The following is a 22,878-nucleotide window of genomic DNA, read 5'->3' as shown; positions in this document are numbered from 1 at the left end:
GGCTGCGCCAACACCTGAAATAACGGCGGGAGTGAAGTTTTGTCCACTGACGCGGAGACACCGCTCTACCTGATACCCGGCACCATGTGCGACGAGCGCCTGTGGCGCTATCTCTGGCCCATGCTGGAAGACCGGCGACCGCGGCACCTGCCCATTCCGCCGGGGGAAAATATCGCAGAGCTGGTCGAGGGGTTGCTCGCGCAGCTGCCGGCCGCCCCGGTTAATCTGTTCGGCTTTTCCCTCGGCGGCTACCTTGCCGCCGCCCTGGCGGTGACCCACCCGGAGCGCATAGCGCGGTTGTTTATCTGTGCGAATACGCTGCGGGCGCTGCCGGAGAGCGAACTGCGGCAGCGCCGGCAGCTGCTGGACTGGGTAGCGCGCCACGGCTACAGCGGCATCAGCGACCGCAAGATCGCCGCCATGCTGGCGCCGGCAAACCGGGGCAGGGGGGAGATCGCCGACATCATGCGTAGCATGGATGCCACGCTCGGGGAGAGGGCACTGGTGGCGCAGTTGCGGGCCACCAGCGAGCGCGCCGACCTGGCGGACGGGCTGGTCGATCTGGCGGCGCCGGCCACTTTCTGTTTCGGCGAGGAAGACGAGCTGGTCAACCGGCCGTGGCTCGAGAATCTGCAGCGCCGCCGCCCCGGACTGCGGGTCACGCAGATTCCCGGTGCCGGTCACATGCTTCCCCTGGAGCGGCCCCAGGCGCTCGCAGCAGAGATCCGCCTGTGGCTGGACACGCCTCCCGCTGCCCAACTGCCGTGAGTAGCTGACCTGGGTTCAGGTTCGATTCAGTCATCCCTCACTAAAGTGGCCCCATCGATGATCAACGGGAGACGGATCATGCAACTCTACAAGCAACTGATCGCTGGGGCCCTGGTGGCCGGTCTGGTCGGGTTCAGCGCCTGGGCAAGCGCCGGGGACAGCGGCTACTACCCCGATTACGGTGAAAGTTACGACCTCGCCCGCGTCACCTCGGTCACGCCGGTCTACACCGATGTGCAGGTGCGCACGCCGCGCACCGAATGTTGGGACCAGCAGGTGGCCTATCAGCAGCCGACTTCACCGGCCGGAGCGGTGATCGGCGGCCTGATCGGTGCGGCTATCGGCAATAAAGCCGGTGGTCACGGCCGCCACTACCGCCGTCACCATCGCGGTGCGTCCACGGTAGCAGGCGCCGCAGTCGGCGCGCTGGTGGGCAGCCAGATCAGCCGCGCGAATGCGCCGGTACAGTATGTGACCGAGCAGCGCTGCCAGGTGGTGGATGATTTCACCACCCGCCGCGAGCTGATCGGCTATGACGTGCGCTACCGTTATAATGGTCGCGACTATCTGACTCGCACAGACCAGCACCCTGGCGATAAAATCAGAGTCCGCGTCGATGTCTCGCCGGCATTTTAATCCGTCCGGCTACAGAGAGCATCGAGCCTGAAGGATCGAACAACGGTAACCCACAGGAGCTGCACCGTGAAATTAACCTGCGCCGCAATTAGGCCGACCCAACTCGCTGTCGTATTGCTGCTCGGCATTTTCTCCCTGCCGCTGCAGGCCGGAGTCGCCTATGACAGAGAGGGTTTCCGGGCGGAGTATTTGCGGGTCCAGAAGAAGGAAATCTCCCGCGATCAGGCGGCGGCCATTGTGAAGCGGCGCTACGGCGGCAAGATCCTGGCGATCTCAGAAGTCGAAAAGGGTGGCCGCAGTATGTACCGGGTCAAGGGGCTGTCGGATAAAAGCCAGGTCTATGTGGTCTATGTGGACAAGCAGAGTGGGCGTATATCGCGCTAGCGATCAGCGACGATAACCACCGCAACCGAAAGTCAAGACAGCGAAAAAGGGAAAACCAGGGGGAGAAGTATGCGCGCACTGTTAGTGGAAGATGAGGTACTGCTGCGGCAGCAACTGGCAGAGTCCCTGCGCGATGCCGGTTATACCGTCGACGAGGCTCCCGACGGAGAGGAGGCGCTCTACCTCGGCCGCGAGTATCCCTATGACATCGCGGTAATGGATCTGGGCTTGCCGAAACTGGACGGCATTCAGGTGATTCAGACGCTGCGCGGCGAGGACAAGCATTTCCCGATTCTGATTCTCACTGCCCGCGGCCACTGGCAAGAGCGCGTGGCGGGACTCGAGGCCGGTGGCGACGACTATCTGGTTAAACCCTTTCACACCGAAGAATTGCTGGCGCGGCTGAACGCGCTGGTGCGCCGTTCCGCCGGTTTTTCCTCGCCGACCATCAAGGCGGGTCCCATAGTGCTGGACACCAGCTCGCAGCGGGTCAGTGTCGGCGATGCCGAGCTGGACCTGACGTCTTTCGAGTACAAGGTGCTGGAATACCTGATGCTCCACCCGGACGAAGTGGTGTCGAAGACCACCCTGACGGAACATATTTACGAGCAGGATTGTGACCGCGACAGCAATGTGATCGAGGTGTTTATCGGCCGCCTGCGCAAGAAATTCGACGCGGCCGCACAGCTCAAGCCCATCGAAACGCTGCGCGGCCGCGGCTACCGCTTCGTCGCACCGGAATAAGCGCGGATCGCAATGTCCGTGCTCTCCTCCCAGTTCAACTCCCTCAAGGGGCGCCTCTCCCTGGTCACCAGTCTGGTGCTGGTGGGATTTCTGCTGATGATTTCCGGCGTGCTGCAGCACGCCTACCGAACCTCCCTGAACGAGGCCAAACAGCGGGAACTGCAGCTGTATGTGTACACGCTGCTGGCGGTGGCGGAGCCGGAAGGGGACAGCCTCAGCTTCCCACCGGTGATGCCGGAGCAGCGCTTCAACCAGCCCGACTCGGGGTTGATCGGTGCAGTGACCGACCAGCGCGGCCGGGTTATCTGGCGCTCCGACTCGGCGCTGGCAATGCCACAGTTGCCTTCCCACCCGCTGCCCCAGGGGCGCCAGGCGTTCGGCCGGGTGTCCCTGCCCGGCGAGGCCGGCCGCTATATCAGCTTTCGCCAGGGTATCGCCTGGGGGCTGGATAATGAAAACCAGTTTACGTTCGTGGTGATGGAGGACGCCGCACCGCTGCAGGCCCAGCTGGAGCAGTTCCGCTCGACGCTGTGGCGCTGGCTGGGGCTGGGCGCGCTGCTGCTGGTACTGGCACAGTGGCTGGTACTGCGCTGGGGACTGTCACCGCTGCGCAGGGTGGCGCGGTCGCTGCAGGATATGCAGCGGGGTGGCAGCGACCGGCTGGAAGGCAAGTTTCCGCGGGAACTGCGCCCGCTCACCGACAACCTCAACCTGCTGATCGAGAACGAGCGTCGCCAGCGGGAGAAAACCCGGCACACATTGGCGGATCTGGCGCACAGCCTGAAGACACCGCTGGCGGTACTGAAGGGCCTCAACTTCTCCGGCGACCCGCGCCAGGCCTACACGACGCTGATGGAGCAGGTTCAACGCATGGACAGCATTATCAGCTACCAGCTGCAGCGCGCCGTCACCAGCTCGCCGAAGTCGATCCTGCGCGGCGTGGCGGTAGCACCGCTGGTGCACAAGATTCTTGATGCGCTGGAAAAGGTCTACCGGGACAAGCCCTGCGATGTGCAGCTCGTCTGCGCAGAAGACGTGCTGTTTTATGGTGACGAGGGGGACCTGATGGAACTGCTCGGCAACCTGCTGGACAACGGCTACAAATACGGCGCCGGCGAACTGAAAGTAACGATTGGAAACGGTGGCGACGGCCGGGCACTACAGATCAGTGTCGCCGACAACGGCCCCGGCCTCGACAGGGAGAAGTGGCAGAGAGTCACCCAGCGCGGCGTGCGCGCCGACGAGCAGCAGCCGGGGCAGGGGATAGGCCTGGCTGTGGTGGTGGATATCGTCGAGAGTTACGAGGGCGATATTGCCGCGACGCCGCTGCCCGAAGGCGGTACCGAAATCAAAGTAACCCTTTAAGGAAGGCGCTGGTCGCGCGGCCTTTGCAGCAGCTGTTCCACGTCGGGAAACTCGTACAGCAGAAACTCGATATCGCGCTCGTTGAGCAACTGGTCACTGATGATAATTACCCCATCGATTTCTATCACCGTTCCGGTACGTAAATGGACAGGGGATACCGGGGTCAATGATCTGGGGGGATGGCAAAGGGCCGGAAGGATTCCGGCCGCGTGCGAGATTAGTGCGGAATGAGAGGGACGTTATTCTGCGGCGGCCTGCGCCGCCCGCTCGCGGCTCTCGCCGCGCCCCGGCACCACCTGTTCCCACAGGCTCTCCGCCAGTTCCGCCGGTGACTGGCGGCGCCCGCTGGCGAGCCAGTGCACTATCTGGCCGGCGACATCCGGCCACTGAATACGCACACCGGCGGGCTGTTCGTGCAACCAGGCTGCAATGCTGCTGGCATCCACCTTGTCCACCACCCGCGCCAGCCGCAATTCGCGCAGCGCCTGGGCGTTGGCCTCCTGCTCGAACTGGCCAGTCAGCGGCCGGGTCAGGATCGGCTTACCCATGGTCAGGGTTTCCGCGATCAGTTCGAAACCGCTGTTGCAGATGACTGCCCGGGCTGCGGCCAGGTCCTGCTGGAAACCTTCGATCGACGGCGCCATCAGCTGGATATTGTCCGCCGCCGGCAGATCTACCGGCGCACCGTAGACAATAAACTGCTGCGGCAGCTTGGCCAGCTCCCGCAACAGCGGCTGATGGTGTTCAAACGGCAGGTACACGAGTATGTGATCGCCGTTGTCGGCATTCACCTCGACCTGGGGCTGGGCGATCGGCGGCAGTATCGGGTGACCGAAGTGATACCAGTGCATGCCAAGGCTGCTCTGCACCGGCGCGAAGGCGCGCATGATGCCCCGTGCCATCCAATTGAAGCGCGGCGCCGGGATCGGGAAATTGAACGCGTACTGGTGGCCGAGGCCGAGGCTCCGCTTGCCGCGGCGCCTGGCCGCCCAGGCGGTGACCGGCTCGAAATCGCTGATGACCAGGTCGAAGTCGTTCACCGGCAGCTCGCGGATATCGCGCAGCAGGCGGCGCAGGTTGAGCTGTTTGGTGGTCGCGGCAGCGTTGATCTTGCCCTCGCGGTGCACGAAGGTCAGCCCCTCGCGCCACCAGTAATCGCCGAAGGGCTCCATACTGAACAGTTTTTCCGGACTGCGGCCGGAAAACAGCCACTGGACTTGCAGTTGCGGGTGCTGTTGCAGCGCCTTGGCCATGGCGCGGGCGCGGGAAATATGGCCGTTGCCGGTCCCCTGAACCCCGTACAGTATTTTCACAGAAAGGCTCCGCTCATAAACAGGCCGACACTGGTGCCGAGGGCGGCGCCGGCGCAGACATCGGTGGGAAAATGCACGCCCAGCCCGACCCGCGAAGTGCCGACGCCGGCCGCCCAGAAGTATCCAAGCAGCCACAGCGGGCTCAGTACCTGGGAAAGCAGGGTGACAAACAGGAAGGCGCCGGAGGTATGCCCGGAGGGCAGGCTGAAACGGTCGTGGGCGACAATGATCGAGCGCATGCCGGGAATGGCCTGCGGTGGGCGCAGCCGCCTGGTGGTGTTCTTGATGGTCCAGTAGAGAGAGCGCTCGACCGCGAAGGCGGTGCCGCACACGTAGAAAAACTGAACCGCTGCGGCGGTCGTACTGGACAGTGCGACGATCAGCGGGGACAGCAGGTACAGCCAGCCGTCGCCACTCTTTGACAGCCACAGGTAGCGCTTGCGGGAGGCGGGGCGTGCCGCCCGTTCCGCCATGTGCAGTACCAGGGACACGTCAAAACTTTTCAGGGTCAGAGGTAAGCTTCGCATGCTGCCAAGTTAAGAAGCGAATGTTGCGCGGACTTGACCGATTTATGTCAGAAGCGTGAAATCTGGCGATTCTTCGCCTGTCTGGAGGGTTTGGTAATTTTTCCTGGGAATGGACGATTGCTGTTGTCGGGGGGTGAATTGGCTTTTGATGGTTCTTGCGGGATCGCGGAGGTTGGCCGGCTCCGCTACCGGTGGCCGCCCGGGAAAAAACCTGATCGGTAACTATTTCCCGGACGGCCACCGGCAGCGGGGCCTCGCATTGCGCTTGCCAATTGGCTATCTGATTCCGTGGCGTTTGCCACAGCCAGTGACCATTTCAATAGGGGGGTGAGGGCGCTTCGCTCAGTCAATGCCGATCTTGATGATGCCGGAGCCGGGCAGTTTCTCCACCAGCTCGTAGCCACAGAGTTTTGACGGGGTGAAATAACCACCGTCGCCCTTGTAGCCCAGCAGGAATTCCATCACCGCCAGTGAACCGCTAACGGTCACATCGTAGCCGTTGGCGGTAACCACGCGGCCGATCTTGCGCTCGCCACGGCGGTCATTGCGCACTTCGCCCCAGACCCAGGTCTGTTGCTCGGAGCGCTTCTCCTCGCTGGGGCCGCGCACGGACTTGTCCACCTTGCCCTTGAGCCAGTTCTGCATCCAGTTCATGCGCAGCAGCCAGCGGAATTTATTCATGCGCTTCAGCTTTTTCGCCCGGCGCGGGCTCATCGGGATATAGACCTCGATATTCTGAATCCCGGTGGAGTAATAGGCGGTAGCGACATCACCCCAGGGAATGGCGACGGCGAACTTCTCGCCGCGGCCAAAGTTGATTTCCCGGGTCAGCTCGCCGTGGCCGATCACTTCGATCTTGCCGTTGCGGCGCACGGCACCGCCGACACCGAGGCTTTCGATCGAGGTCTTGGCGGTTCCGGGGCTGAGGCCGGAATCCGAGTCGAAACCCAGGGTCAGGTGGGTGGCCGACGGTATGGCCTTGTGCAGCGCTGCGGCGAGACAGTCGGTGGGAATCACATCGAAACCGGTACCCGGACACAGCACGATGCCGGCGGCCTTCGCTTCCGCGTCCAGTTCGTGGGCGGCCCGATACACTTCCATCTCGCCGGTGATGTCCTGGTAGTGGGTGCCGGCGTTGATGCAGGCGCGCATCATCGGTTCTGCGGTGGCGGAGAAGGGACCGGCGCAGTGAATCACCACATCGATATCGCGCAGGCTGCGCTCCAGGGTCTCCGTGGCATCCAGGCTGATGGCCATGGCCGGCAGGCCCAGCTCTTCGGCGAGGGGTTGCAGTTTCTTGGCATCGCGACCTGCCAACAGTGGGCGATAGCCCCTGGCCACGGCTTCACGGGCAATCAGCTCGCCCGTATAGCCATAGGCGCCATAGATCATTATTTTTTTAGTGTTCACCGAGTGACCTTATTTACTAAATCGGTTCCGAAATCTGGCTGACGCAACCTTAATGGTGGCGTATCGAGCTAGTCAAACGTTTGTATCAGTTCGAAGCGCGGTACGGGAGTTCCTTCCCGCTCCACCTGTTCGGCAAACATTTCCAGCGGCCGTGCCCATACGCCGTAGTCGCCGTAGAGTGCGCGGTACATGACGAGCCGCTCTCCGCTCTCGCTGTGGGTGGCCACTTCCATGACCTCATAGAGGTTGCCCTTGTAGTGGCGGTAGATTCCCCGTTTCATCATTGTTATCAGGCCAGATGGTGGGGGGCGAGCTGAATCTGGGTGATGCGCCGTCCGTGCAGCACGGCAATTCCCGCGTAGCGATGCTCGCCGGTGGAGGTAAATTCGAATTCGTAGCTGCGCTGCAGGCGCACCTGGCCGCGGTCGTCGCGCTTCAGGCGGGTGCGCACCAGGGCCACGGTGTCGTCCAGCAGTTGCACGCCCAGCTGCCGGCAGTGCGCGGCGGCCGCGCGGCGCACCTGTTCCTTGGCGGCCATGCCGGCCCACAGGTACCAGCCGCCGAGAAGCAGCAGGAAAAGCCAGATAAGGTCGCTTAGTGAATAGTACATCGGGAACCGGTTACCATGATCGAATCCCGCAAGAATACCATTGAAGGAGTCACCATGTCCGGCACCATACTGATTACCGGCAGCAACCGTGGCATCGGGCTGGAAATGTGTCGCCAGTTCGCGGCAGATGGCTGGCAGGTGCTGGCGTGCTGTCGCGACCTGCACAAGGCGGCAGACCTGCGCGCGCTGCGCGAGCAGCATCCCAATATCCGCCTGTTTCAGCTGGATGTGACGGATTTCGGGCAGATGGCGGCTTTGCACCGGGCGTTGAACGGCGAGCCCGTCGATATCCTGCTGAACAATGCCGGCTATTACGGTCCCAAGGGCGTGGGCTTCGGCAGGGTCGACCGGGATGAGTGGCGCCGGGTACTCGAAGCCAACACCATTGCGCCCTACATGATGGCGGAGACCTTCTGTGACAATGTTGCCGCGAGCGGGCGCAGGGTCATTGCGGTGATGAGCAGCAAGGTGGGCAGTATCGCCGACAACAGTTCCGGCGGAGGTTATATCTACCGCTCGTCGAAGACAGCGGTCAACCAGGTCGTAAAAAGCCTGTCGATCGATCTGCGCGATCGGGGTATCAGCGTTATTGCACTGCACCCGGGCTGGGTGAAAACCGCAATGGGTGGGCCGAATGCATTGATTTCCGCCGAAGAGAGTGTCGCGGGTTTAAAGAAAGTGCTGCTCGAGGCCGGGGAGGACAACAGCGGCCGCTTTATCAATTACGACGGCAGCGAGATTCCCTGGTGAGCGGTTGCAAATAGCCGGAGCGAAACGGCTTCCCGCTTTTCCCCGTGCAGTTACTTGTTGCCGGTTTGCGCATTGTAACTGTTGATCAGATTGCGATAGTCGGGGATATGGTTGCTGAATAAACTGGCGAGGCCTTCAATATCGTTGCGCCAGTCGCGGTGCAGTTCACAGGCGATTCCAAACCAGGTCATCAGCTGGGCACCGCCTTCGGCCATGCGGTTCCAGGCGGAGTGGCGGGTGATCTTGTCAAACGTGCCGGATGCGTCGGTGACCACGAAAACCTCGAACCCCGCCTCGATGGCGGACAGCGCCGGAAAAGCCACGCAGACCTCGGTGACCACGCCGGCGATAATCAGCTGTTTCCTGCCGGTATCCTTGACCGCCTTGACGAAATCCTCGTTGTCCCAGGCATTAATCTGCCCCGGGCGGGCAATATAGGGCGCCTGCGGAAATTTTTCTTTCAACTCCGGCACCAGCGGGCCGTTGGGGCCGTCCTCGAAGCTGGTGGTGAGTATCGTCGGCAATTCGAAGTATTCGGCCAGGTCGGCCAGCGCCAAGACATTGTTCTTGAATTTGTCCGGTTCTATGTCACGCACCAGCGACAGCAGGCCGGTCTGGTGATCGACCAGAAGCACCGCGGCATTGGTTTTGTCGAGGCGGGTATAGGGCTTGCCCATCGGTCCTGACTCCATAATTGGAACTGATGGGAAAAGATTAGGCGATATCGGCGCTTCGTGTAGCCGCGCACTCGATATGCTGGCAAAAAAGGCGAGCCGCAAAATCGGCCCGCCATTTGCCGCCTTGGTTACAGGAACATACCCCCGGATGCCTCGATACGCTGCGCGTTGATCCAGCGGTTTTCCTCGGACAGCAGCGCGGCGATGACGCCGCCAATATCCTCCGGCAGGCCCACGCGTCCCAGTGCCGTCTGCGAGGCGATGAAGTCATTCACTTCCGCGTTGTCACGCACCAGGCCACCGCCGAAATCTGTTTCGATGGCGCCCGGCGCGACCACATTCACCGCGATGCCGCGCGGCCCCAGCTCCTTGGCCAGATAGCGGCTCAACACCTCCACCGCACCTTTCATGGCGGCGTAAGCCGAGTAGCCGGGCAGCGAGAAGCGCGCCAGGCCGCTGGACAGGTTTACGATGCGGCCGCCATCGGCGAGCAGTGGCAACAGCTTCTGGGTCAGGAAGAATACGCCCTTGAAGTGGATATTCATCAGCTCGTCAAACTGCGCTTCGGTCGTCTCGGCGAAGGGGGCGTGGTGGCCGATACCTGCGTTGTTTACCAGGTAGTCGAACTGGTAGCGCTGCCATCGGGACTGCAGCAGTTCGCGCAGTTGCTCTGCGAAGCCGGTGAAGCTCGCGGTATTGCCCGTGTCCAGCTGCAGTGCGGCGGCCCGCGCACCGCGCTTCTCGATTTCCGCGACTACGGCACTGGCTTCGTCCGCGCGGCGGTGGAAAGTGACAATCACGTTCACGCCCTTGTCGGCCAGTTGCAGGGCGGTATTGCGACCCAGGCCGCGGCTGCCGCCGGTGATCAGTGCAATTTTCTGTTTCATAGTCGGCTCCAGTGTTTGGGGATTGGTTTCGGTCGACGGGGTAAAGCTTATTTGTCGGTATTGCTTAGATAAACGCATCTGACCCGGCTAGACTGTTTCCGAAATCCGAACAATGGGCGGGCCTATGAGATTGCTGGAATCCATGCAGGTTTTCCTGCGGGTGGCAGAGCAGGGGAGTTTCACCGCGGCGGCGGACAGCCTCGGCCGGTCCCGCGCCAGTGTCTCCAGTGCGGTACAGCAGCTGGAGAGCCTGCTGGGCACGCGCCTGCTGCACCGCACCACCCGCAGCGTGCAGATGACCCAGGACGGGCAGGTGTTCTACGAGCGTTGCCGTGACCTGCTGGCCGATATGGACGAGCTGCAGAACCTGTTTCGCGAGGACACCTCAGAACTGCACGGTCGCCTGCGGGTGGATATGCCGCTGCCGATCGCGCGGGATATCGTGATTCAGCGGCTGCCGGAATTCCTGCGCCAGCACCCGCGCCTGGAGGTGGAGTTGAGCAGTACCGACCGCTTTGTCGACGTGGTGCGCGAGGGTTTCGATTGTGTCCTGCGGGTCGGCGCGCTGGAGGACTCCAGCCTGATTGCGCGGCCGCTCGGCTATTACCGCATGGTCAACTGCGCCAGTACCGAATATCTGGCGGAACACGGCACGCCGCGCACCCTCGACGAGCTGGAGCGGCACCAGCTGATTCACTATGTACTGACCCTGGGTTCCCACTCCGCCGGTTTCGAGTACGAGGATCCCGAAAAGCCCGGCGCGGAAAAGTCGCAGCCGATGCGGGGGGCCGTTACGGTCAACAACACCGCAACCTATCTGGACGCCTGTATCGCCGGACTCGGTATCATTCAGGTACCGGAGGCGGGTGTGCACCCCTATCTGCAATCGGGAGAGTTGGAGGAAATACTGCCGCAGTATCGCCCGGCGCCGATGCCGGTATCACTGGTTTACGCCCACCGCCGCCACCTGCCCAAGCGGGTGCAGGTGTTTATGGCCTGGGTTGCGGAAATCATGAAACCGCGCCTGGTCGATGAGCGGGGCGAACGTCTCAGCTGAAACGGAACCAACCGAAGTACTGCGCTATCTGGCTGATCGACATCAGCACACACATGGTGATCACCAGTGGGCGGATCAGCCGGGCGCCGCCGTTCAGCATGGTGTGGCTGCCGAGGTAGGCGCCCAGGGCCTGGCCCAGCATCATCGCGGCGCCGAGGGCCCAGACGACTTTGCCGCCGGCAGTGAACAGTGCCACCGAGGCCACGTTAGTGGTCAGGTTGAGTAATTTGGCGCGGATGGTGGCGGTGAGCAGTGTCTGCCCGCGAAACGCGACTCCGGAAGCCGCGTAGAAGGAGCCGGTGCCCGGCCCGAAGATACCGTCGTAGAAGCCCAGTGTGGGGACCCAGGTGAGCGCCCACTGTTTCTCGGTTTGCCGCGCGTGCCGCTCGGTTTCGCCGAGATTGGGCGTCAGCCAGAAGTACAGCGCCACCGCCAGCAGGAGCAGCGGAATCACCCAGCTCAACCAACCGGTGTCGATGCGCTGCACCAGCCAGGTACCCAGTGCCGCGCCGATCGCGGCGGTGGCCATCAGTGGCAGCAGTTCCCGCCCGCGAAGATGCCCCTTCAGAAAAAGTGTGACCGTGGAAGTCAGGGTGCCCATCATGCCCTGGCTCTTGTTGGTGGCCAGCGCATTCACCGGCGGCACGCCTGCCAGCAGCAGCGCCGGCAGGGTGATCAGACCTCCGCCACCGGCCAGGGTATCCACCCAGCCCGCCAGCATGGCGACGGCAAAGAAAATCAATAACAGCGTAAGCGTCAGTTCCATGGTGGGAATATCCGGCCGGGTGAGGGCGGCTATTCTGCCCGAGGCGGGCGTAAAAAACATCCGCTCGCCGCGTGTCCTGTGTCGACCTGTAGCGCCTGTTGGCAGATTTTGATAACTCCCGGGAATCTCTTTAGAGCGCAAATTTATTAACAGCGTGGAAATTCCGGTGTTTTGGAAAATTAGGCAAGGATGCCGAAGTTATCTGATACCGATGAAATTGCCCGCTGTGCAGAATTCACTGGCCGGAATGGAGTAGGGCGGGCTCGGCGTCAGCACAGCCGCCAACGGAAAGGTCCATTTTCGGCAAATAGGGAATTTTGGTTTTCTGCGAGAGTGAATTCGGGAGGGCGTGGCCCATGAGTCAGGCAATTGTCAATGAGCATACAACGGCACCGGTAAAGACTGTGTGGTCGCCGCTGAAGCTGCGAACCGCCTTCGAGATTGCCGGCGCTGCGACACTCAGCCTGTTGGCCGGCCTGCCGGTATGGATCGCACTCGCCGGCTGGTTGTCCTACCACACCCGCGGATCGTCGCTGCGCGACGGTGCCTATAACCTGGCCTGTGTGGTTACCGGATTGGGAATCGGGATCGTCGCCCAGGCTGCGGCGGTGAAGTGGAACCCCGACCTCGGCATGCTGGCCATGCCGGCGGCACTGCTGCTCGCCGCCGCCGGCGTTTGGCTGATGAACGTTGTTACCGGTGTGAGCAATTTCCGCAGCTACCTGATTGGCGTAGCGGTGGTGTTTATCGCGGGCATGGATACATCGCTGGACAGCTACTTGATGTTGACCGCGGCAGTGACTGTCGGCGCCCTTGCCGCGGCAGTGCCGGATCTTATTCGCCAGAAGCGCGAGCCGGAGGTTGAACGATGAAAAAGTTGAAGGCAAGAATCGGATCGGTGATCGATTTTCCCGCTGAGGCACTGCGCTCGCTGGTGGTCGACGCGGGGCTGAGTCGCGCGCTGCGCATGCGGGTGGAAAGAAGCGGTGCTTGCGGAAACGAAGTTTCGCAAGAGTGGCTGCTCGAAAATGAGGTTCCACTCAGCACCGATGAGCAAACCTGATCGGTGACAAATTCCACGAAGAGGGCAGCAAAGTTATCGGGCGCCGATCTAGCGGAGAGGTCGGGCGCCTTCGCTGCGAGGTACTGAATATGTGTAAGCGCGTGTTGTTTGCAACCGCGATGGTCTTTGTTACCGCACTGGCGTTTACCGGGCCCGCGGTATCTGAACAGGATTTACAGACTGAATTGTACGGCAGTCAGCTGTAGCACCAGGTCGGTTTCCTCTCCGACCTATTCCCCTTGAGGCCCCGAGCAATTTTCCGGCAGTGATAACCCCACACTGCCGGCGATCAGGGCCTCTTTTTTTTTCTTCGGCCACTTCTTGATTTGCATCTCCAGCTTCAGTGCCTCTGACTTGTCCGCCACGGCTTGCTGAAAGACCAGTACCAGCGGGCCGCGTCCGCGTAGCGCCTTGGCCGCCTTGGGGCCACCGCTCTGGTGCTCCGCAAAGCGGCGCTCGACATCGCGGGTAATGCCCGTATACAGGCTGCCCGCGGCGGTGCGAATCAGATAGATAAACCAGTCGGACACGTTTCTTCCCCAGGTAGGCGATGGCTATTGTCATGGAAAGGACCGGGATTGCAAAGCATCGCCGCGCCACTTGACTATCCATTGGCCGACATCACGAGACTAGTGTCATTGAAATCGTGTGTTGGCGAGTCATGCCACCCATTGCGCCCCCCCATCACGCCCCGCAGCACCCGGCCACGTGGGGCTGTAACGGGTAGCCGCTTGGCCGCGGTGTACGGGTTTGCCGTGCTGCAATACAATCGGATCGAATTGGCAGCGTCACCGGCGCGCGACGTGAGTGCAACTTTACGGGAGACGATCGGGTGTTAAAGAAAGTGGCGAACTGGTTAAAAGGCCGGGTGATTCTGGCGTTGTGCATATCGTCGCTGGTTGGTGTCCAGGCTGTTGCTGGTGAGCCGGCAAATTGTCCAGATCCACAGCTGCGCCAAGAGGTCGAGTCGGCAATTGACCGCGTGGTGGTAGCGCATGGCAGCAGCGATGGCAGCGGCGTGCTGATCGACATTGACTCTCCCCGCTACTGTTATCACTCCAGTCACGCGGTAGGTTATCGGAGTACCAATAAAAAAATTCCATTGGCGCCGACGGATAGTTTCCGTACGGCAAGTATCACCAAGTTGTTTACCGCCAGCACCATTCTTCGGCTGGTAGAACAAGGTAAATTCTCTCTGGACTCCCCCGTAGAGGGGCTGCTGCCAGGCAATGTGGTAGAAGCGCTGAAGAAGGGAGGGGTCGACCCGCAAAGAATTACCGTGAGGCATCTGCTGTCGCACACCGCCGGGTTGCCGGATCATGCAATGGATAAGCGCTATTTTAAAGCCATCCTGACACAACCCTCCAGACGGTGGACGCCAGTCGAGCAGGTGGCGTTGATCCATGAGTATCAGCTGAAGTGGCTTCCACTGGGAAAACAGTTTGCCTATTCCGACACCGGGTATATCTTACTTGGGCAGATTATTGAGAAATCGACAGGCCTTCCTCTGGGGGAGGCGATCTCCCATTACCTGCAGTTCAACAAGTTGCCTCTGCAACATCTGGCAATGGAGGATTCTTCCTATCAGGAAAGTGATCGATTTCCGCGGGCGCATCAATACCTGGGAGCGTTAGATACGTACAGTTGGAACCCTTCGATAGACCTTCACGGTGGCGGCGGCCTGGTGGCGACCGCGCAGGATCTCGCGACATTTATTCGAGCGCTGTTCGCACAGGAGATCTTCGCAACCCCGGATTCCCTGGAGCACATGCTTTCATTCCAGGAGAATTCTTACGAAGACGGATACGGGATGGGGATCTTTCGCGTGGATTTCGATGGCTACTGGGCACTGGGTCATACCGGGTTCTGGAATACCTTCGTGTTCTATCTGCCGGAATACGACCTGACAATTGCCGGGTCTGTAATGCAGACTGAGGGCGTCAAGGGTACGGATCTGGCAAAAGCCGCTTTTTCCTCTTTTGAAGTTCTTTCCCAGCAAAAATAGCGCAAGGCTGGCCGGGAATGGAGTTTTGGAGCCATTGCCGTCTCTAGCTGGAGCGCGACGGCCGGAGTAATCTGTCCGGCGCTGACGAAAAAACTGTCAGGGCCGTAGGGCGCCGAATCGACCCGGTCGTTTCAAAAGAGCGCCTGTTGCTCGCCGGACAATGGCGGTCGCGAGAAGCGGCTGCAGTCGAGCTCCTGCCGGCGAAGATTCAGTTTGAGTTTCCTGATCGCTACTTCAAAGCGTCTTCTCAACAACTGGGCGAAGACCCCGGTGCCGCTCTGGCGCTGGGAAAAGTCACTCTGGTAATCACGGCCGCCGCGGCTCTGCTGCACGATACTCATCACGTGGGCGGCGCGCTCCGGGTAGTGCGCGTCCAGCCACTGCCGGAACAGGGGCGCCACTTCGTGGGGCAGGCGCAGCAGTATGTAGGCGGCCTGGGTGGCACCGGCGTTTGCGGCTTCTTTAAGGATGGCCTCCAGTTCGCTGTCATTGAGGGCCGGGATCATCGGCGCCGCCAGCACGGCAGTGGAGATGCCCGCGGCTGACAGTGCCTCCAGTGTGCGCAGCCGCGCCGCGGGGCCGGCGGTGCGGGGTTCCAGCTTGCGCTTCAGGTCGTTGCTCAGCGTGGTCACGCTGATGGCCACCTGACACAGGTTGTCGCGCGCCATTTCCTCCAGCAAGGGCAGGTCGCGCAGGATCAGCTGGCTCTTGGTGACGATGGTCACCGGCTGGTTGAAGCGCTGCATCACTTCCAACAGCTGGCGGGTAATCTGTTTGTCCCTTTCCAGTGGCTGATAGGGATCGGTATTGGAGCCCAGTGCTATCGGGCTGCATCGATAAGCGGTTTTGCGCAGAGCCTGTTCCAGCAATGCCGCGGCATTGGGCTTGAAGAATATCCTGCTTTCGAAATCCAGCCCCGGGGACATATCCATATAGGCGTGGGCCGGGCGGGCGTAGCAGTAAATGCAGCCGTGCTCGCAGCCGCGGTAGGGATTGATCGACTGGCTGAACGGCAGGTCCGGGGAGCGGTTGGTGGCAATGATGCTCTTGGCCTTCTCCTCGATGGCCTCGGTCAGCAGGCGTTCCAGCGGCTCGATCTCCGTCTGCCAGCCATCGCTTTCGCGGGAGCTGACATGGGATACGAAGCGGCCGGCCAGGTTACTGGCGGCGCCGCGGCCCCTGTGCGTCTGGGCGGGGTTGCCCGCGTCTTCATTGGCCAAGGTCTCTTCTCGATAGCTGTATAAATATACAGTTTAGGGCGACAGCGTACCACTGTGCAAGCCGTCGGGGGAGGGCATACAATTGCACGCAAACAACCAAGGGGAACTGCGAGATGGATCTTGAGGCAGTAGAGGCTATCCGTAATTTTGCGGTTCAGGTTCTGCAGGTATTTGCACTGCTGTTTGCGTTCGCGCTGGTGCTGCTGGTGCTCTATGTGGTCTACCTGTACCTGTCCGATATCACCCAGACGAAGCAGGCGATTCGACGCAATTTCCCGGTGCTGGGGCGCTTTCGCTACACTTTCGAGCACCTCGGCGAGTTCTTCCGCCAGTACTTTTTTGCGCTCGACCGCGAGGAGTTGCCTTTCAATCGGGCCCAGCGCAGTTGGGTCTATCGCGCGGCCAAGAATGTGGATTCCACTTCGGCCTTCGGTTCTACCCGACCGCTCAACCAGCCCGGTGACCTGGTCTTCCTGAACCACCCCTTCCCGACCCTGGAGAAGGACGCGGTGCCGCCGCGCGAGATTACCGTCGGCGAGGGCTATGTGAGAGAGCCCTACACCACCCGTTCGATCTTCAATATCTCAGGAATGAGCTTTGGCGCCCTGTCCGTGCCGGCGGTGACGGCCCTGTCCAAAGGGGCGGCCAAGGCGGGCATCTGGATGAATACCGGTGAAGGCGGCCTGTCCCCCCCTCACCTGGTGGGCGGCTGCGATATTGTCTTCCAGATCGGCACGGCCAAATACGGCGTGCGCGATGCCGACGGGCGCTTGTCCGACAGCAAGCTCCGCGAGGTGGCGGAACTTCCGCAGGTGAAGATGATTGAACTGAAGCTATCCCAGGGCGCCAAGCCGGGCAAGGGCGGTATTCTGCCCGGCATCAAGGTCACCGAGGAAATTGCCAGGGTGCGGGGGATCCCGGTGGGGCTGGATTCCATCAGTCCGAATGGCCATCCGGAGTTCAATAGCGTGGACGGCCTGCTGGATATGCTGCACCACATTCGCCAGGTGACGGGCAAACCCACTGGCTTCAAATGCGTGATCGGTGTCAGTGACTGGCTGCACGAGATGTGTGAGCAGATCCAATTGCGCGGTCTGGAATACGCACCGGACTTTATCACCATCGACAGTGCCGACGGCGGCAGTGGTGCGGCGCCACAGAGCCTGATGGATTATATGGGGCTGCCGATCAACCGCAGCCTGCCGATGGTGGTGGACCTGCTGGCGGACTACGGTTTGCGCGACAGGATCAAGGTGATTTGTGCCGGGAAACTGCTGACGCCGTCGATGGTGGCCTGGGCGCTGGCGATGGGGGCAGACTTCGTGAACTGCGGGCGCGGCTTTATGTTCGCCCTCGGCTGTATTCAGGCGATGCAGTGCAACAAAAATACCTGCCCCACCGGCGTCACCACGCACAACCCCGACCTGCAGCAGGGCCTGGACCCGATCGACAAGGCGGAGCGCGTCTACAATTATGCGCGCAACATGGTGCACGAGGTGGGTACCATTGCCCACTCCTGTGGCGTGCCGGAGCCGCGCCTGCTGCGCCGCCACCACGTGGAAGTAATCAACGAGCGCGGCATGGCGGTGCCGCTCAGCGAAATTGTGCCTGAAGTGAAACCCAAATCGGTGATAGCGACCGACAGGAGAACCGAATAGTGGAGGGCGTTACCACGCTGGTAGGCCAGGGGCTTTACATGGCCACGGCTGCGGTGGTCGGGCTCGGCCTGGCGCGCGTACTGCGCACTGACAACACCCTGGGTTGCCTGATCGCCGGGGTACTCGCCGGAATGCTGTTGCCAGTGCTCGATTACGACACCGGACTGCGCGCGGAAAACATTCACCAGCTGGTTTTCTTCGTGATCCTGCCGGTGCTGATTTTCGAATCTGCGTGGCAGATCGAGCCATCGGTATTGAAACGCTGGCTCGGGCCCGTCCTGCTCTTTGCCACCGTCGGTGTCGTCATCTGCGCACTGCTGATCGCTCTGCTCACCTACTACGGCATCAATCACCCGACAGGGTTTCCCTGGATGGCCGCACTGCTCACCGGTGCGATTCTGTCTGCGACAGACCCGGTTGCAGTCGTTGCAAAGATGCGCCAGAGCGACACCAACCAGGACCTGCTGACCCTGGTGGAAGGGGAGAGCCTGTTCAATGACGCGGCGGCGATTGTATTTTTTTCGCTGGTGCTGGGTGTGGCCAGTCACACCGTCATGGAGGGCGGCGCCAGTACCGGCGAGCCGCTGCAGGGCGCGGGTACCGTTGCAACGTATTTTGCCGTGACCTTGTTTGGCGGTATTGCCGTGGGACTGCTGTGCGGTCTGCTCACTGCGATTGTGGCGCTGTTTCTGCGCTCCGCCGGTGCGGCACTGATGACGCTGGTGCTGGCGGCCTTTGGCAGTTTCTATCTGGCGGAGCACGTGGTGCATGTGTCGGGCATCATATCGGTGATGGTCTGCGCCATCGTCGCCCGCGCCTGTCTGCGCGAGCAGAGCGAGACCTACCTGGTGCATGCCGAGCCCACCTGGGAGTGGCTCGGCATGCTGTTCAGTGCGCTGATATTTGTCATCATGGGACTGACGATCACCTTCGAGATGTTTACCCATCAGTACCTGGCGATGCTGGTGGCGATAGCCGCGGCCACCGGTGCTCGCGCCCTGTCGGTATTTATGATGGCGCCAATGTCGCGTTTTGTCGGGCCGCCGATACCGAAGTCCTGGCGCCTGGTTCTCGGATGGGGCGGGTTGCGCGGCGTGATTGCGGTGGCTTTGGTGCTGTCACTGCCGGTGGAATTACCCTACTGGTGGACGGTGCAGTCGATGGTATTCGGCGTAGTGCTCTTCTCACTGCTGGTGCAGGGCACCAGCAGCGCCTGGCTGATCAAGAAGCTGGACCTGTAATTCCTGCTGCCCGACCGGTTCAGATGCCGAGAACGACGACAAGCTCGTCGCCGTCGACGGAAACCCGGCGCAATGCCAGTTTCGCCATCACCTGCCGAATATTCGTCGCTTTCAATTTATAAATCGGGTGGCGGCGATAGTACTCGGCGAGTGCTGCCTCGATCACCATCCGTGTTCTTTCCGCCTGTTTGTCCGGCAGTCCCTCCAGCGACAGCCGATCGATTTTCAGGTCTTCCAAATAGAACTCGCCCTTCGCCGGCACGTATTGCGGTAGCCCGGAAATATCCACCGAGCCGTTGATTTTGCGACGGTCATCCACGGCTTTGATGCGCAGTGTCAGATCCATTCCCGCCGCTATGCGCCCGCTGTCCGCGAGCAATTCGACACGGGGATTGTCCAGCGTGAGTTCAAAGATCGAAAGATAGGACTTGCTGAGCGGCAGCCCCTCGGTAAGGTTCCGTTGAATTTCTGCTTCGGAAATCCTGACGGTGTACTCTTTGCCGGAATAATACAGATAACCGGCAAAGGCTAGTGCCAGCAGTATGGCTGCAATGACGGCGATAACTCTTGCCATGGGCCGGCTCCCGCACGGTTTGTCTCAGGCACTGGCATTTTCCAGTGTCCCTGCAGTATAGGTTCCGGCGCTAGCGGGGCCGACGAAGGATGTTTCCCGTATCGGGTTTGTTTTCTGATTGGGCCGAATAACCGGAGCCCGTCACAGGCGCCGGAATTTTTTCGCTACAAGCAGGTGTGGGAAGCTGTAAAGGGGAGGGGAGGGTTCGATCGCGGCCGCTGACCGCGATCGAAGCAGGACATTACTGCCAGTTCAGGATCACCTTGCCGGACTCCCCTGAGCCCATGGTGTCGAAACCCTGCTGGAATTCGTCGATATTGAACTGGTGGGTGATGATCGGCGTCAGGTCGAGGCCGGACTGAATCAGGCTCGCCATCTTGTACCAGGTCTCGAACATCTCGCGGCCGTAGATGCCTTTGATGATCAGGCCCTTGAAAATGACCTGGCTCCAGTCGATCGCCATTTCCCCGGCGGGGATGCCGAGCATCGCCACTTTGCCACCGTGGTTCATGGCGGAGAGCATATCGCGGAAGGCCACCGGTACGCCGGACATTTCCAGGCCCACATCGAAGCCCTCGGTCATGCCGATTTCTTTCATCACATCCGGCAGCTTTTCCTTGCTGACGTTGACGGTGCGGGTGGCGCCCATCTTCCGCGCCAGTTCCAGGCGGTACTCGTTGATGTCGGTGATCACCACATGGCGCGCGCCCACGTGGCGGGCCACGGCGGCGGCCATGATACCGATCGGGCCGGCACCGGTGATCAGCACATCCTCGCCCACCAGGTCGAAGGACAGCGCCGTGTGCACGGCGTTGCCGAACGGATCGAAGATGGAAGCCAGCTCGTCGGAAATATTGTCGGGAATCTTGAACGCGTTCAGCGCCGGGATCACCAGGTATTCGGCGAAGGCGCCCTGGCGATCGACGCCGACACCGTAGGTGTTGCGGCACAGGTGGCGGCGGCCGGCGCGGCAGTTGCGGCAGTGGCCACAGGTAATGTGGCCCTCCCCGGAGACGCGATCGCCGATCTCGAAGCCGGCGACTTCCTGGCCCATACCCACCACTTCACCCACGTATTCGTGGCCGACCACCATGGGTACCGGAATGGTCTTCTGCGACCACTCGTCCCAGTGATAAATATGCATGTCGGTGCCGCAGATGGCGGTCTTGCGGATCTTGATCAGCAGGTCGTTGTGCCCGGGTTCCGGTATATCGACGTCGGTCATCCAGATGCCGGGTTCGGATTTCAATTTGGACAGTGCTTTCATGTTACTTCCTGATTCTGACCAGGCGCCCTGCCTGGCAGTGTCGGAACTGGATACCGGTCTGCGCCGGTATGACGACAGAATTAATTTCAAAATCGTCATTCCGGCGCAGGCCGGAATCCAGAGCCGTGCGTGCTGAGATGGTTAGATGATTTTCAGTTCCTTGCCGACTTCCACGAAGGCGTCGATACACTGGTCGAGCTGCTCCTTCGTGTGTGCGGCAGACATCTGCGTGCGGATGCGGGCCTGGCCCTTGGGCACCACCGGATAGAAGAAGCCGACCACGTAGATGCCGCGCTCGAGCATTTTGTCGGCCATCTTCTGTGCCAGGGCGGCATCGCCAATCATCACCGGAATGATCGGGTGGTCAGCGCCGGCGAGGGTGAAGCCCGCCTCGCTCATACGCTTGCGGAAATAGGCGGAGTTTTCGCGCAGCTGTTCCCGCAGCTCGCCGCCTTCCATCAGCATATCGAGTACTTTCAGTGAAGCGGTGACGATCGCCGGCGCTACCGAGTTGGAGAAGAGGTAGGGGCGCGAGCGCTGGCGCAGCAAATCGATGATTTCCTTGCGCCCGGAGGTAAAGCCGCCGGAGGCACCGCCCAGGGCCTTGCCCAGGGTGCCGGTGATGATATCGACGCGCTTGATCACATCGCAGTATTCGTGGGTGCCGCGGCCGTGTTCACCGAGGAAACCCACCGCGTGGGAGTCGTCCACCATGACCAGCGCATTGTACTTGTCCGCCAGGTCGCAGATGGATTTCAGGTCGGCGATAACGCCGTCCATGGAGAAGACGCCGTCGGTGGCGATCAGTTTGGTTTTCGCGCCCTCGGCGTCGGCCGCCTGCAACTGCTTTTCCAGGTCCGCCATATCGTTGTTGGCGTAGCGGTAGCGTCGCGCCTTGCACAGGCGCACGCCGTCGATAATGGAGGCGTGGTTCAGGGCGTCAGAAATGATCGCGTCCTCCGGTCCGAGCAGGGTTTCGAACAGGCCGCCGTTGGCATCGAAGCAGGAGGTATAAAGAATTGTGTCCTCGGTGCGCAGGAATTCGGACAGGCGCGACTCCAGCGCCTTGTGAATGTCCTGGGTGCCGCAGATAAAACGCACGGACGCCATGCCGAAGCCGTACTGGTCCAGGCCGTCTTTGGCCGCCTGAATCAGGTCCGGGTGATTGGCCAGCCCCAGGTAGTTGTTGGCGCAGAAGTTCAGCACCTGGGTGTCGTTATTGACCTGGATTTCCGCCGCCTGCTGGGAGGTGATGATGCGCTCGCGCTTGTAGAGGCCGTCGGCATCGATCTGTTGCAGTTCGTCGCGCAGGTGCTGGAAGAATTGTTCTGGCTTGGACATGGTGTTGTTATTGGCTCCTTTCTGGTGCTTGTGGCACTTGATGGGCACGTCGCTTCGCTCCGTTAACTCACACCATCCTTGGCGCCCGAAGGGCGAGCGCCACGGATGGCGCGAGTCAAAGCGAAGCGTGCCCATCGATTCTAGTTCATCCCGCCAGTTCGCAGGCCTTGTGGGCCGTTACCGGTTGATCGCTGGCGCGGCAATTGGTGGCGAATTTTAATGCCTCTTCCGCGGTATCGAACAGTAGTTGCCACAGCAGCTGGCGGTCGCCTCGTCTCACCGCGCGTACGGCGGTGCGGCTGCGCTGGTTGGCAATCTGGATTTCGATGATGTCTTTGCTGGAAAGTGATAATTCGGACATGGTCCCTCCAATACTCATACCTTGAGTACTCATATCTTGAGTAAAAGGCTTGGAGGGCTGACGTGGAAGCGGCGAAGGTTCATTCGCTTTACTCCGGTTGGATTACCCGATGCTTTCAATAAGCACTTTCGAGTCCCATCCCCTCTGCATACTGCGAAAGGGAAACCACCTTGCCCCGGTTGGCAGGTTGGCGTTGGCGTCAGCCACTCTCTTGATGTGGGGGCAAAGATAGCGGGACGCGGATAGGCAGTCAA

At 61.0% G+C, this 22,878-nt stretch carries 27 protein-coding genes and 1 riboswitch; of the genes, 12 read left to right on the top strand and 15 right to left on the bottom strand.

Annotated features, from left to right (window positions below; genetic code table 11):
• The first annotated feature begins 39 nt into the window (after positions 1–39).
• The 5 genes from BUC36_RS04285 to BUC36_RS04265 all read left to right on the top strand — a co-directional run bounded on the left by BUC36_RS04285 (position 40) and on the right by BUC36_RS04265 (position 3,897).
• Entirely contained in the window at positions 40–768 is a 729-nt protein-coding gene (locus BUC36_RS04285) for an alpha/beta fold hydrolase (RefSeq protein ID WP_084535594.1), read from the top strand.
• Positions 769–846: 78 nt separating this feature from the next.
• On the top strand, positions 847–1,404 hold the full coding sequence (locus tag BUC36_RS04280; protein WP_073271911.1) for a glycine zipper 2TM domain-containing protein: 558 nt from the start codon (positions 847–849) through the stop codon (positions 1,402–1,404).
• Positions 1,405–1,470: 66 nt separating this feature from the next.
• Positions 1,471–1,788, top strand: coding sequence for a PepSY domain-containing protein (locus BUC36_RS04275; protein WP_159435977.1), 318 nt, complete (start codon positions 1,471–1,473; stop codon positions 1,786–1,788).
• 69 nt (positions 1,789–1,857) lie between these two features.
• Positions 1,858–2,532, top strand: a complete 675-nt coding sequence (locus tag BUC36_RS04270; RefSeq protein ID WP_073271905.1) for a response regulator transcription factor — start codon at positions 1,858–1,860, stop codon at positions 2,530–2,532.
• Positions 2,533–2,544: 12 nt separating this feature from the next.
• Positions 2,545–3,897: an ATP-binding protein gene (locus BUC36_RS04265; protein WP_073271901.1), complete on the top strand. Its 1,353-nt coding sequence runs from the start codon at positions 2,545–2,547 to the stop codon at positions 3,895–3,897.
• On the opposite strand, the gene BUC36_RS18955 is transcribed toward BUC36_RS04265, so the two are convergent.
• The 6 genes from BUC36_RS18955 to BUC36_RS04240 form a co-directional block, all read right to left on the bottom strand.
• Complete coding sequence (locus BUC36_RS18955; protein ID WP_159435976.1) at positions 3,894–4,025, bottom strand: acyl-CoA dehydrogenase N-terminal domain-containing protein; 132 nt, start codon at positions 4,023–4,025, stop codon at positions 3,894–3,896. The two genes, BUC36_RS04265 and BUC36_RS18955, sit on opposite strands and share 4 nt — an antisense overlap.
• Before the next feature lie 111 nt (positions 4,026–4,136).
• Positions 4,137–5,210, bottom strand: a complete 1,074-nt coding sequence (locus BUC36_RS04260) for an MJ1255/VC2487 family glycosyltransferase (RefSeq protein ID WP_073271898.1) — start codon at positions 5,208–5,210, stop codon at positions 4,137–4,139.
• On the bottom strand, positions 5,207–5,737 hold the full coding sequence (locus tag BUC36_RS04255) for a phosphatase PAP2 family protein (RefSeq protein ID WP_073271895.1): 531 nt from the start codon (positions 5,735–5,737) through the stop codon (positions 5,207–5,209). Before BUC36_RS04255 ends, BUC36_RS04260 begins: the two co-directional genes overlap by 4 nt.
• Before the next feature lie 342 nt (positions 5,738–6,079).
• On the bottom strand, positions 6,080–7,147 hold the full coding sequence (locus BUC36_RS04250; protein WP_143186877.1) for a saccharopine dehydrogenase family protein: 1,068 nt from the start codon (positions 7,145–7,147) through the stop codon (positions 6,080–6,082).
• 68 nt (positions 7,148–7,215) lie between these two features.
• Positions 7,216–7,428, bottom strand: a complete 213-nt coding sequence (locus tag BUC36_RS04245; protein ID WP_200797179.1) for a DUF1653 domain-containing protein — start codon at positions 7,426–7,428, stop codon at positions 7,216–7,218.
• 8 nt (positions 7,429–7,436) lie between these two features.
• Positions 7,437–7,757, bottom strand: a complete 321-nt coding sequence (locus tag BUC36_RS04240; RefSeq protein ID WP_073271888.1) for a DUF3301 domain-containing protein — start codon at positions 7,755–7,757, stop codon at positions 7,437–7,439.
• 15 nt (positions 7,758–7,772) lie between these two features.
• Between BUC36_RS04240 and BUC36_RS04235 the strand changes: the two genes are divergently transcribed.
• The gene (locus BUC36_RS04235; protein WP_200797178.1) at positions 7,773–8,507 is read left to right on the top strand and encodes an SDR family oxidoreductase; all 735 of its coding nucleotides are present in this window, start codon (positions 7,773–7,775) and stop codon (positions 8,505–8,507) included.
• 50 nt (positions 8,508–8,557) lie between these two features.
• Here BUC36_RS04235 and ycaC read toward each other — a convergent pair whose 3' ends face one another.
• Together ycaC and BUC36_RS04225 are read right to left on the bottom strand one after the other, a co-directional pair.
• Positions 8,558–9,184 (bottom strand): isochorismate family cysteine hydrolase YcaC, encoded by a 627-nt coding sequence (gene ycaC / locus BUC36_RS04230; RefSeq protein ID WP_073271883.1) that lies wholly within the window; start codon positions 9,182–9,184, stop codon positions 8,558–8,560.
• A gap of 128 nt (positions 9,185–9,312) precedes the next feature.
• A complete protein-coding gene (locus BUC36_RS04225) occupies positions 9,313–10,071 on the bottom strand; it encodes an SDR family NAD(P)-dependent oxidoreductase (RefSeq protein WP_073271881.1) in 759 nt (252 codons plus the stop codon).
• Between the two features lie 124 nt (positions 10,072–10,195).
• On the opposite strand from BUC36_RS04225, the gene BUC36_RS04220 reads away from it, so the two are divergent.
• Entirely contained in the window at positions 10,196–11,128 is a 933-nt protein-coding gene (locus tag BUC36_RS04220) for a LysR family transcriptional regulator (protein WP_143186876.1), read from the top strand.
• Here the strand turns inward: BUC36_RS04220 and BUC36_RS04215 are convergent.
• The gene (locus tag BUC36_RS04215; RefSeq protein WP_073271876.1) at positions 11,121–11,894 is read right to left on the bottom strand and encodes a TSUP family transporter; all 774 of its coding nucleotides are present in this window, start codon (positions 11,892–11,894) and stop codon (positions 11,121–11,123) included. The genes BUC36_RS04220 and BUC36_RS04215 overlap by 8 nt on opposite strands.
• Positions 11,895–12,250: 356 nt before the next feature.
• On the opposite strand from BUC36_RS04215, the gene BUC36_RS04210 reads away from it, so the two are divergent.
• Together BUC36_RS04210 and BUC36_RS04205 are read left to right on the top strand one after the other, a co-directional pair.
• Positions 12,251–12,766: a DUF1097 domain-containing protein gene (locus tag BUC36_RS04210; protein WP_073271873.1), complete on the top strand. Its 516-nt coding sequence runs from the start codon at positions 12,251–12,253 to the stop codon at positions 12,764–12,766.
• Positions 12,763–12,957: a hypothetical protein gene (locus BUC36_RS04205; protein ID WP_073271871.1), complete on the top strand. Its 195-nt coding sequence runs from the start codon at positions 12,763–12,765 to the stop codon at positions 12,955–12,957. Before BUC36_RS04210 ends, BUC36_RS04205 begins: the two co-directional genes overlap by 4 nt.
• Positions 12,958–13,187: 230 nt before the next feature.
• On the opposite strand, the gene BUC36_RS04200 is transcribed toward BUC36_RS04205, so the two are convergent.
• A complete protein-coding gene (locus tag BUC36_RS04200; RefSeq protein ID WP_073271866.1) occupies positions 13,188–13,487 on the bottom strand; it encodes a GIY-YIG nuclease family protein in 300 nt (99 codons plus the stop codon).
• A 302-nt stretch (positions 13,488–13,789) separates the two neighbouring features.
• On the opposite strand from BUC36_RS04200, the gene BUC36_RS04195 reads away from it, so the two are divergent.
• Positions 13,790–14,962, top strand: coding sequence for a serine hydrolase domain-containing protein (locus tag BUC36_RS04195; protein ID WP_073271863.1), 1,173 nt, complete (start codon positions 13,790–13,792; stop codon positions 14,960–14,962).
• 131 nt (positions 14,963–15,093) lie between these two features.
• On the opposite strand, the gene BUC36_RS04190 is transcribed toward BUC36_RS04195, so the two are convergent.
• Positions 15,094–16,182: a PA0069 family radical SAM protein gene (locus BUC36_RS04190; protein ID WP_073271860.1), complete on the bottom strand. Its 1,089-nt coding sequence runs from the start codon at positions 16,180–16,182 to the stop codon at positions 15,094–15,096.
• A 113-nt stretch (positions 16,183–16,295) separates the two neighbouring features.
• On the opposite strand from BUC36_RS04190, the gene BUC36_RS04185 reads away from it, so the two are divergent.
• Together BUC36_RS04185 and BUC36_RS04180 are read left to right on the top strand one after the other, a co-directional pair.
• Positions 16,296–17,840, top strand: a complete 1,545-nt coding sequence (locus BUC36_RS04185; protein ID WP_073271852.1) for an FMN-binding glutamate synthase family protein — start codon at positions 16,296–16,298, stop codon at positions 17,838–17,840.
• Positions 17,840–19,081: a cation:proton antiporter gene (locus BUC36_RS04180; RefSeq protein WP_084535588.1), complete on the top strand. Its 1,242-nt coding sequence runs from the start codon at positions 17,840–17,842 to the stop codon at positions 19,079–19,081. The genes BUC36_RS04185 and BUC36_RS04180 overlap by 1 nt, the downstream gene beginning before the upstream one ends.
• 19 nt (positions 19,082–19,100) lie before the next feature.
• Here the strand turns inward: BUC36_RS04180 and BUC36_RS04175 are convergent, their stop codons facing one another.
• From BUC36_RS04175 to BUC36_RS04160, 4 genes are all read right to left on the bottom strand, one after another.
• The gene (locus BUC36_RS04175) at positions 19,101–19,655 is read right to left on the bottom strand and encodes a DUF1439 domain-containing protein (RefSeq protein ID WP_073271849.1); all 555 of its coding nucleotides are present in this window, start codon (positions 19,653–19,655) and stop codon (positions 19,101–19,103) included.
• A 241-nt stretch (positions 19,656–19,896) separates the two neighbouring features.
• Entirely contained in the window at positions 19,897–20,922 is a 1,026-nt protein-coding gene (gene tdh, locus BUC36_RS04170) for an L-threonine 3-dehydrogenase (protein WP_073271846.1), read from the bottom strand.
• A gap of 141 nt (positions 20,923–21,063) precedes the next feature.
• Positions 21,064–22,263, bottom strand: coding sequence for a glycine C-acetyltransferase (locus BUC36_RS04165; protein WP_073274544.1), 1,200 nt, complete (start codon positions 22,261–22,263; stop codon positions 21,064–21,066).
• A gap of 145 nt (positions 22,264–22,408) precedes the next feature.
• Positions 22,409–22,624 carry a hypothetical protein gene (locus tag BUC36_RS04160; protein ID WP_073271843.1) on the bottom strand — a complete coding sequence of 72 codons (216 nt, stop codon included), beginning with the start codon at positions 22,622–22,624 and terminating at the stop codon, positions 22,409–22,411.
• Positions 22,625–22,712: 88 nt separating this feature from the next.
• A riboswitch (SAM-I-IV-variant riboswitch) is annotated at positions 22,713–22,847 on the bottom strand.
• Positions 22,848–22,878 lie beyond the last annotated feature (31 nt).

The organism is Microbulbifer donghaiensis (assembly GCF_900129095.1).
GTDB lineage: Bacteria > Pseudomonadota > Gammaproteobacteria > Pseudomonadales > Cellvibrionaceae > Microbulbifer > Microbulbifer donghaiensis.
The sequence above is the reverse complement of the archived record's forward strand: the minus strand, read 5'-3'. Positions and strand labels throughout refer to the sequence as shown.

Excerpts from the sequence above, each read along its gene's own strand:
- BUC36_RS04280 (WP_073271911.1), top strand. The coding sequence starts at position 847 with ATGCAACTCTACAAGCAACTGATCGCTGGGGCCCTGGTGGCCGGTCTG.
- BUC36_RS04270 (WP_073271905.1), top strand. The coding sequence starts at position 1,858 with ATGCGCGCACTGTTAGTGGAAGATGAGGTACTGCTGCGGCAGCAACTG.
- BUC36_RS04265 (WP_073271901.1), top strand. The coding sequence starts at position 2,545 with ATGTCCGTGCTCTCCTCCCAGTTCAACTCCCTCAAGGGGCGCCTCTCC.
- BUC36_RS04255 (WP_073271895.1), bottom strand. The coding sequence starts at position 5,737 with ATGCGAAGCTTACCTCTGACCCTGAAAAGTTTTGACGTGTCCCTGGTA.
- BUC36_RS04245 (WP_200797179.1), bottom strand. The coding sequence starts at position 7,428 with ATGAAACGGGGAATCTACCGCCACTACAAGGGCAACCTCTATGAGGTC.
- BUC36_RS04240 (WP_073271888.1), bottom strand. The coding sequence starts at position 7,757 with ATGTACTATTCACTAAGCGACCTTATCTGGCTTTTCCTGCTGCTTCTC.
- BUC36_RS04235 (WP_200797178.1), top strand. The coding sequence starts at position 7,773 with ATGATCGAATCCCGCAAGAATACCATTGAAGGAGTCACCATGTCCGGC.
- ycaC (WP_073271883.1), bottom strand. The coding sequence starts at position 9,184 with ATGGGCAAGCCCTATACCCGCCTCGACAAAACCAATGCCGCGGTGCTT.
- BUC36_RS04225 (WP_073271881.1), bottom strand. The coding sequence starts at position 10,071 with ATGAAACAGAAAATTGCACTGATCACCGGCGGCAGCCGCGGCCTGGGT.
- BUC36_RS04220 (WP_143186876.1), top strand. The coding sequence starts at position 10,196 with ATGAGATTGCTGGAATCCATGCAGGTTTTCCTGCGGGTGGCAGAGCAG.
- BUC36_RS04215 (WP_073271876.1), bottom strand. The coding sequence starts at position 11,894 with ATGGAACTGACGCTTACGCTGTTATTGATTTTCTTTGCCGTCGCCATG.
- BUC36_RS04210 (WP_073271873.1), top strand. The coding sequence starts at position 12,251 with ATGAGTCAGGCAATTGTCAATGAGCATACAACGGCACCGGTAAAGACT.
- BUC36_RS04205 (WP_073271871.1), top strand. The coding sequence starts at position 12,763 with ATGAAAAAGTTGAAGGCAAGAATCGGATCGGTGATCGATTTTCCCGCT.
- BUC36_RS04185 (WP_073271852.1), top strand. The coding sequence starts at position 16,296 with ATGGATCTTGAGGCAGTAGAGGCTATCCGTAATTTTGCGGTTCAGGTT.
- BUC36_RS04175 (WP_073271849.1), bottom strand. The coding sequence starts at position 19,655 with ATGGCAAGAGTTATCGCCGTCATTGCAGCCATACTGCTGGCACTAGCC.
- tdh (WP_073271846.1), bottom strand. The coding sequence starts at position 20,922 with ATGAAAGCACTGTCCAAATTGAAATCCGAACCCGGCATCTGGATGACC.
- BUC36_RS04165 (WP_073274544.1), bottom strand. The coding sequence starts at position 22,263 with ATGTCCAAGCCAGAACAATTCTTCCAGCACCTGCGCGACGAACTGCAA.
- BUC36_RS04160 (WP_073271843.1), bottom strand. The coding sequence starts at position 22,624 with ATGTCCGAATTATCACTTTCCAGCAAAGACATCATCGAAATCCAGATT.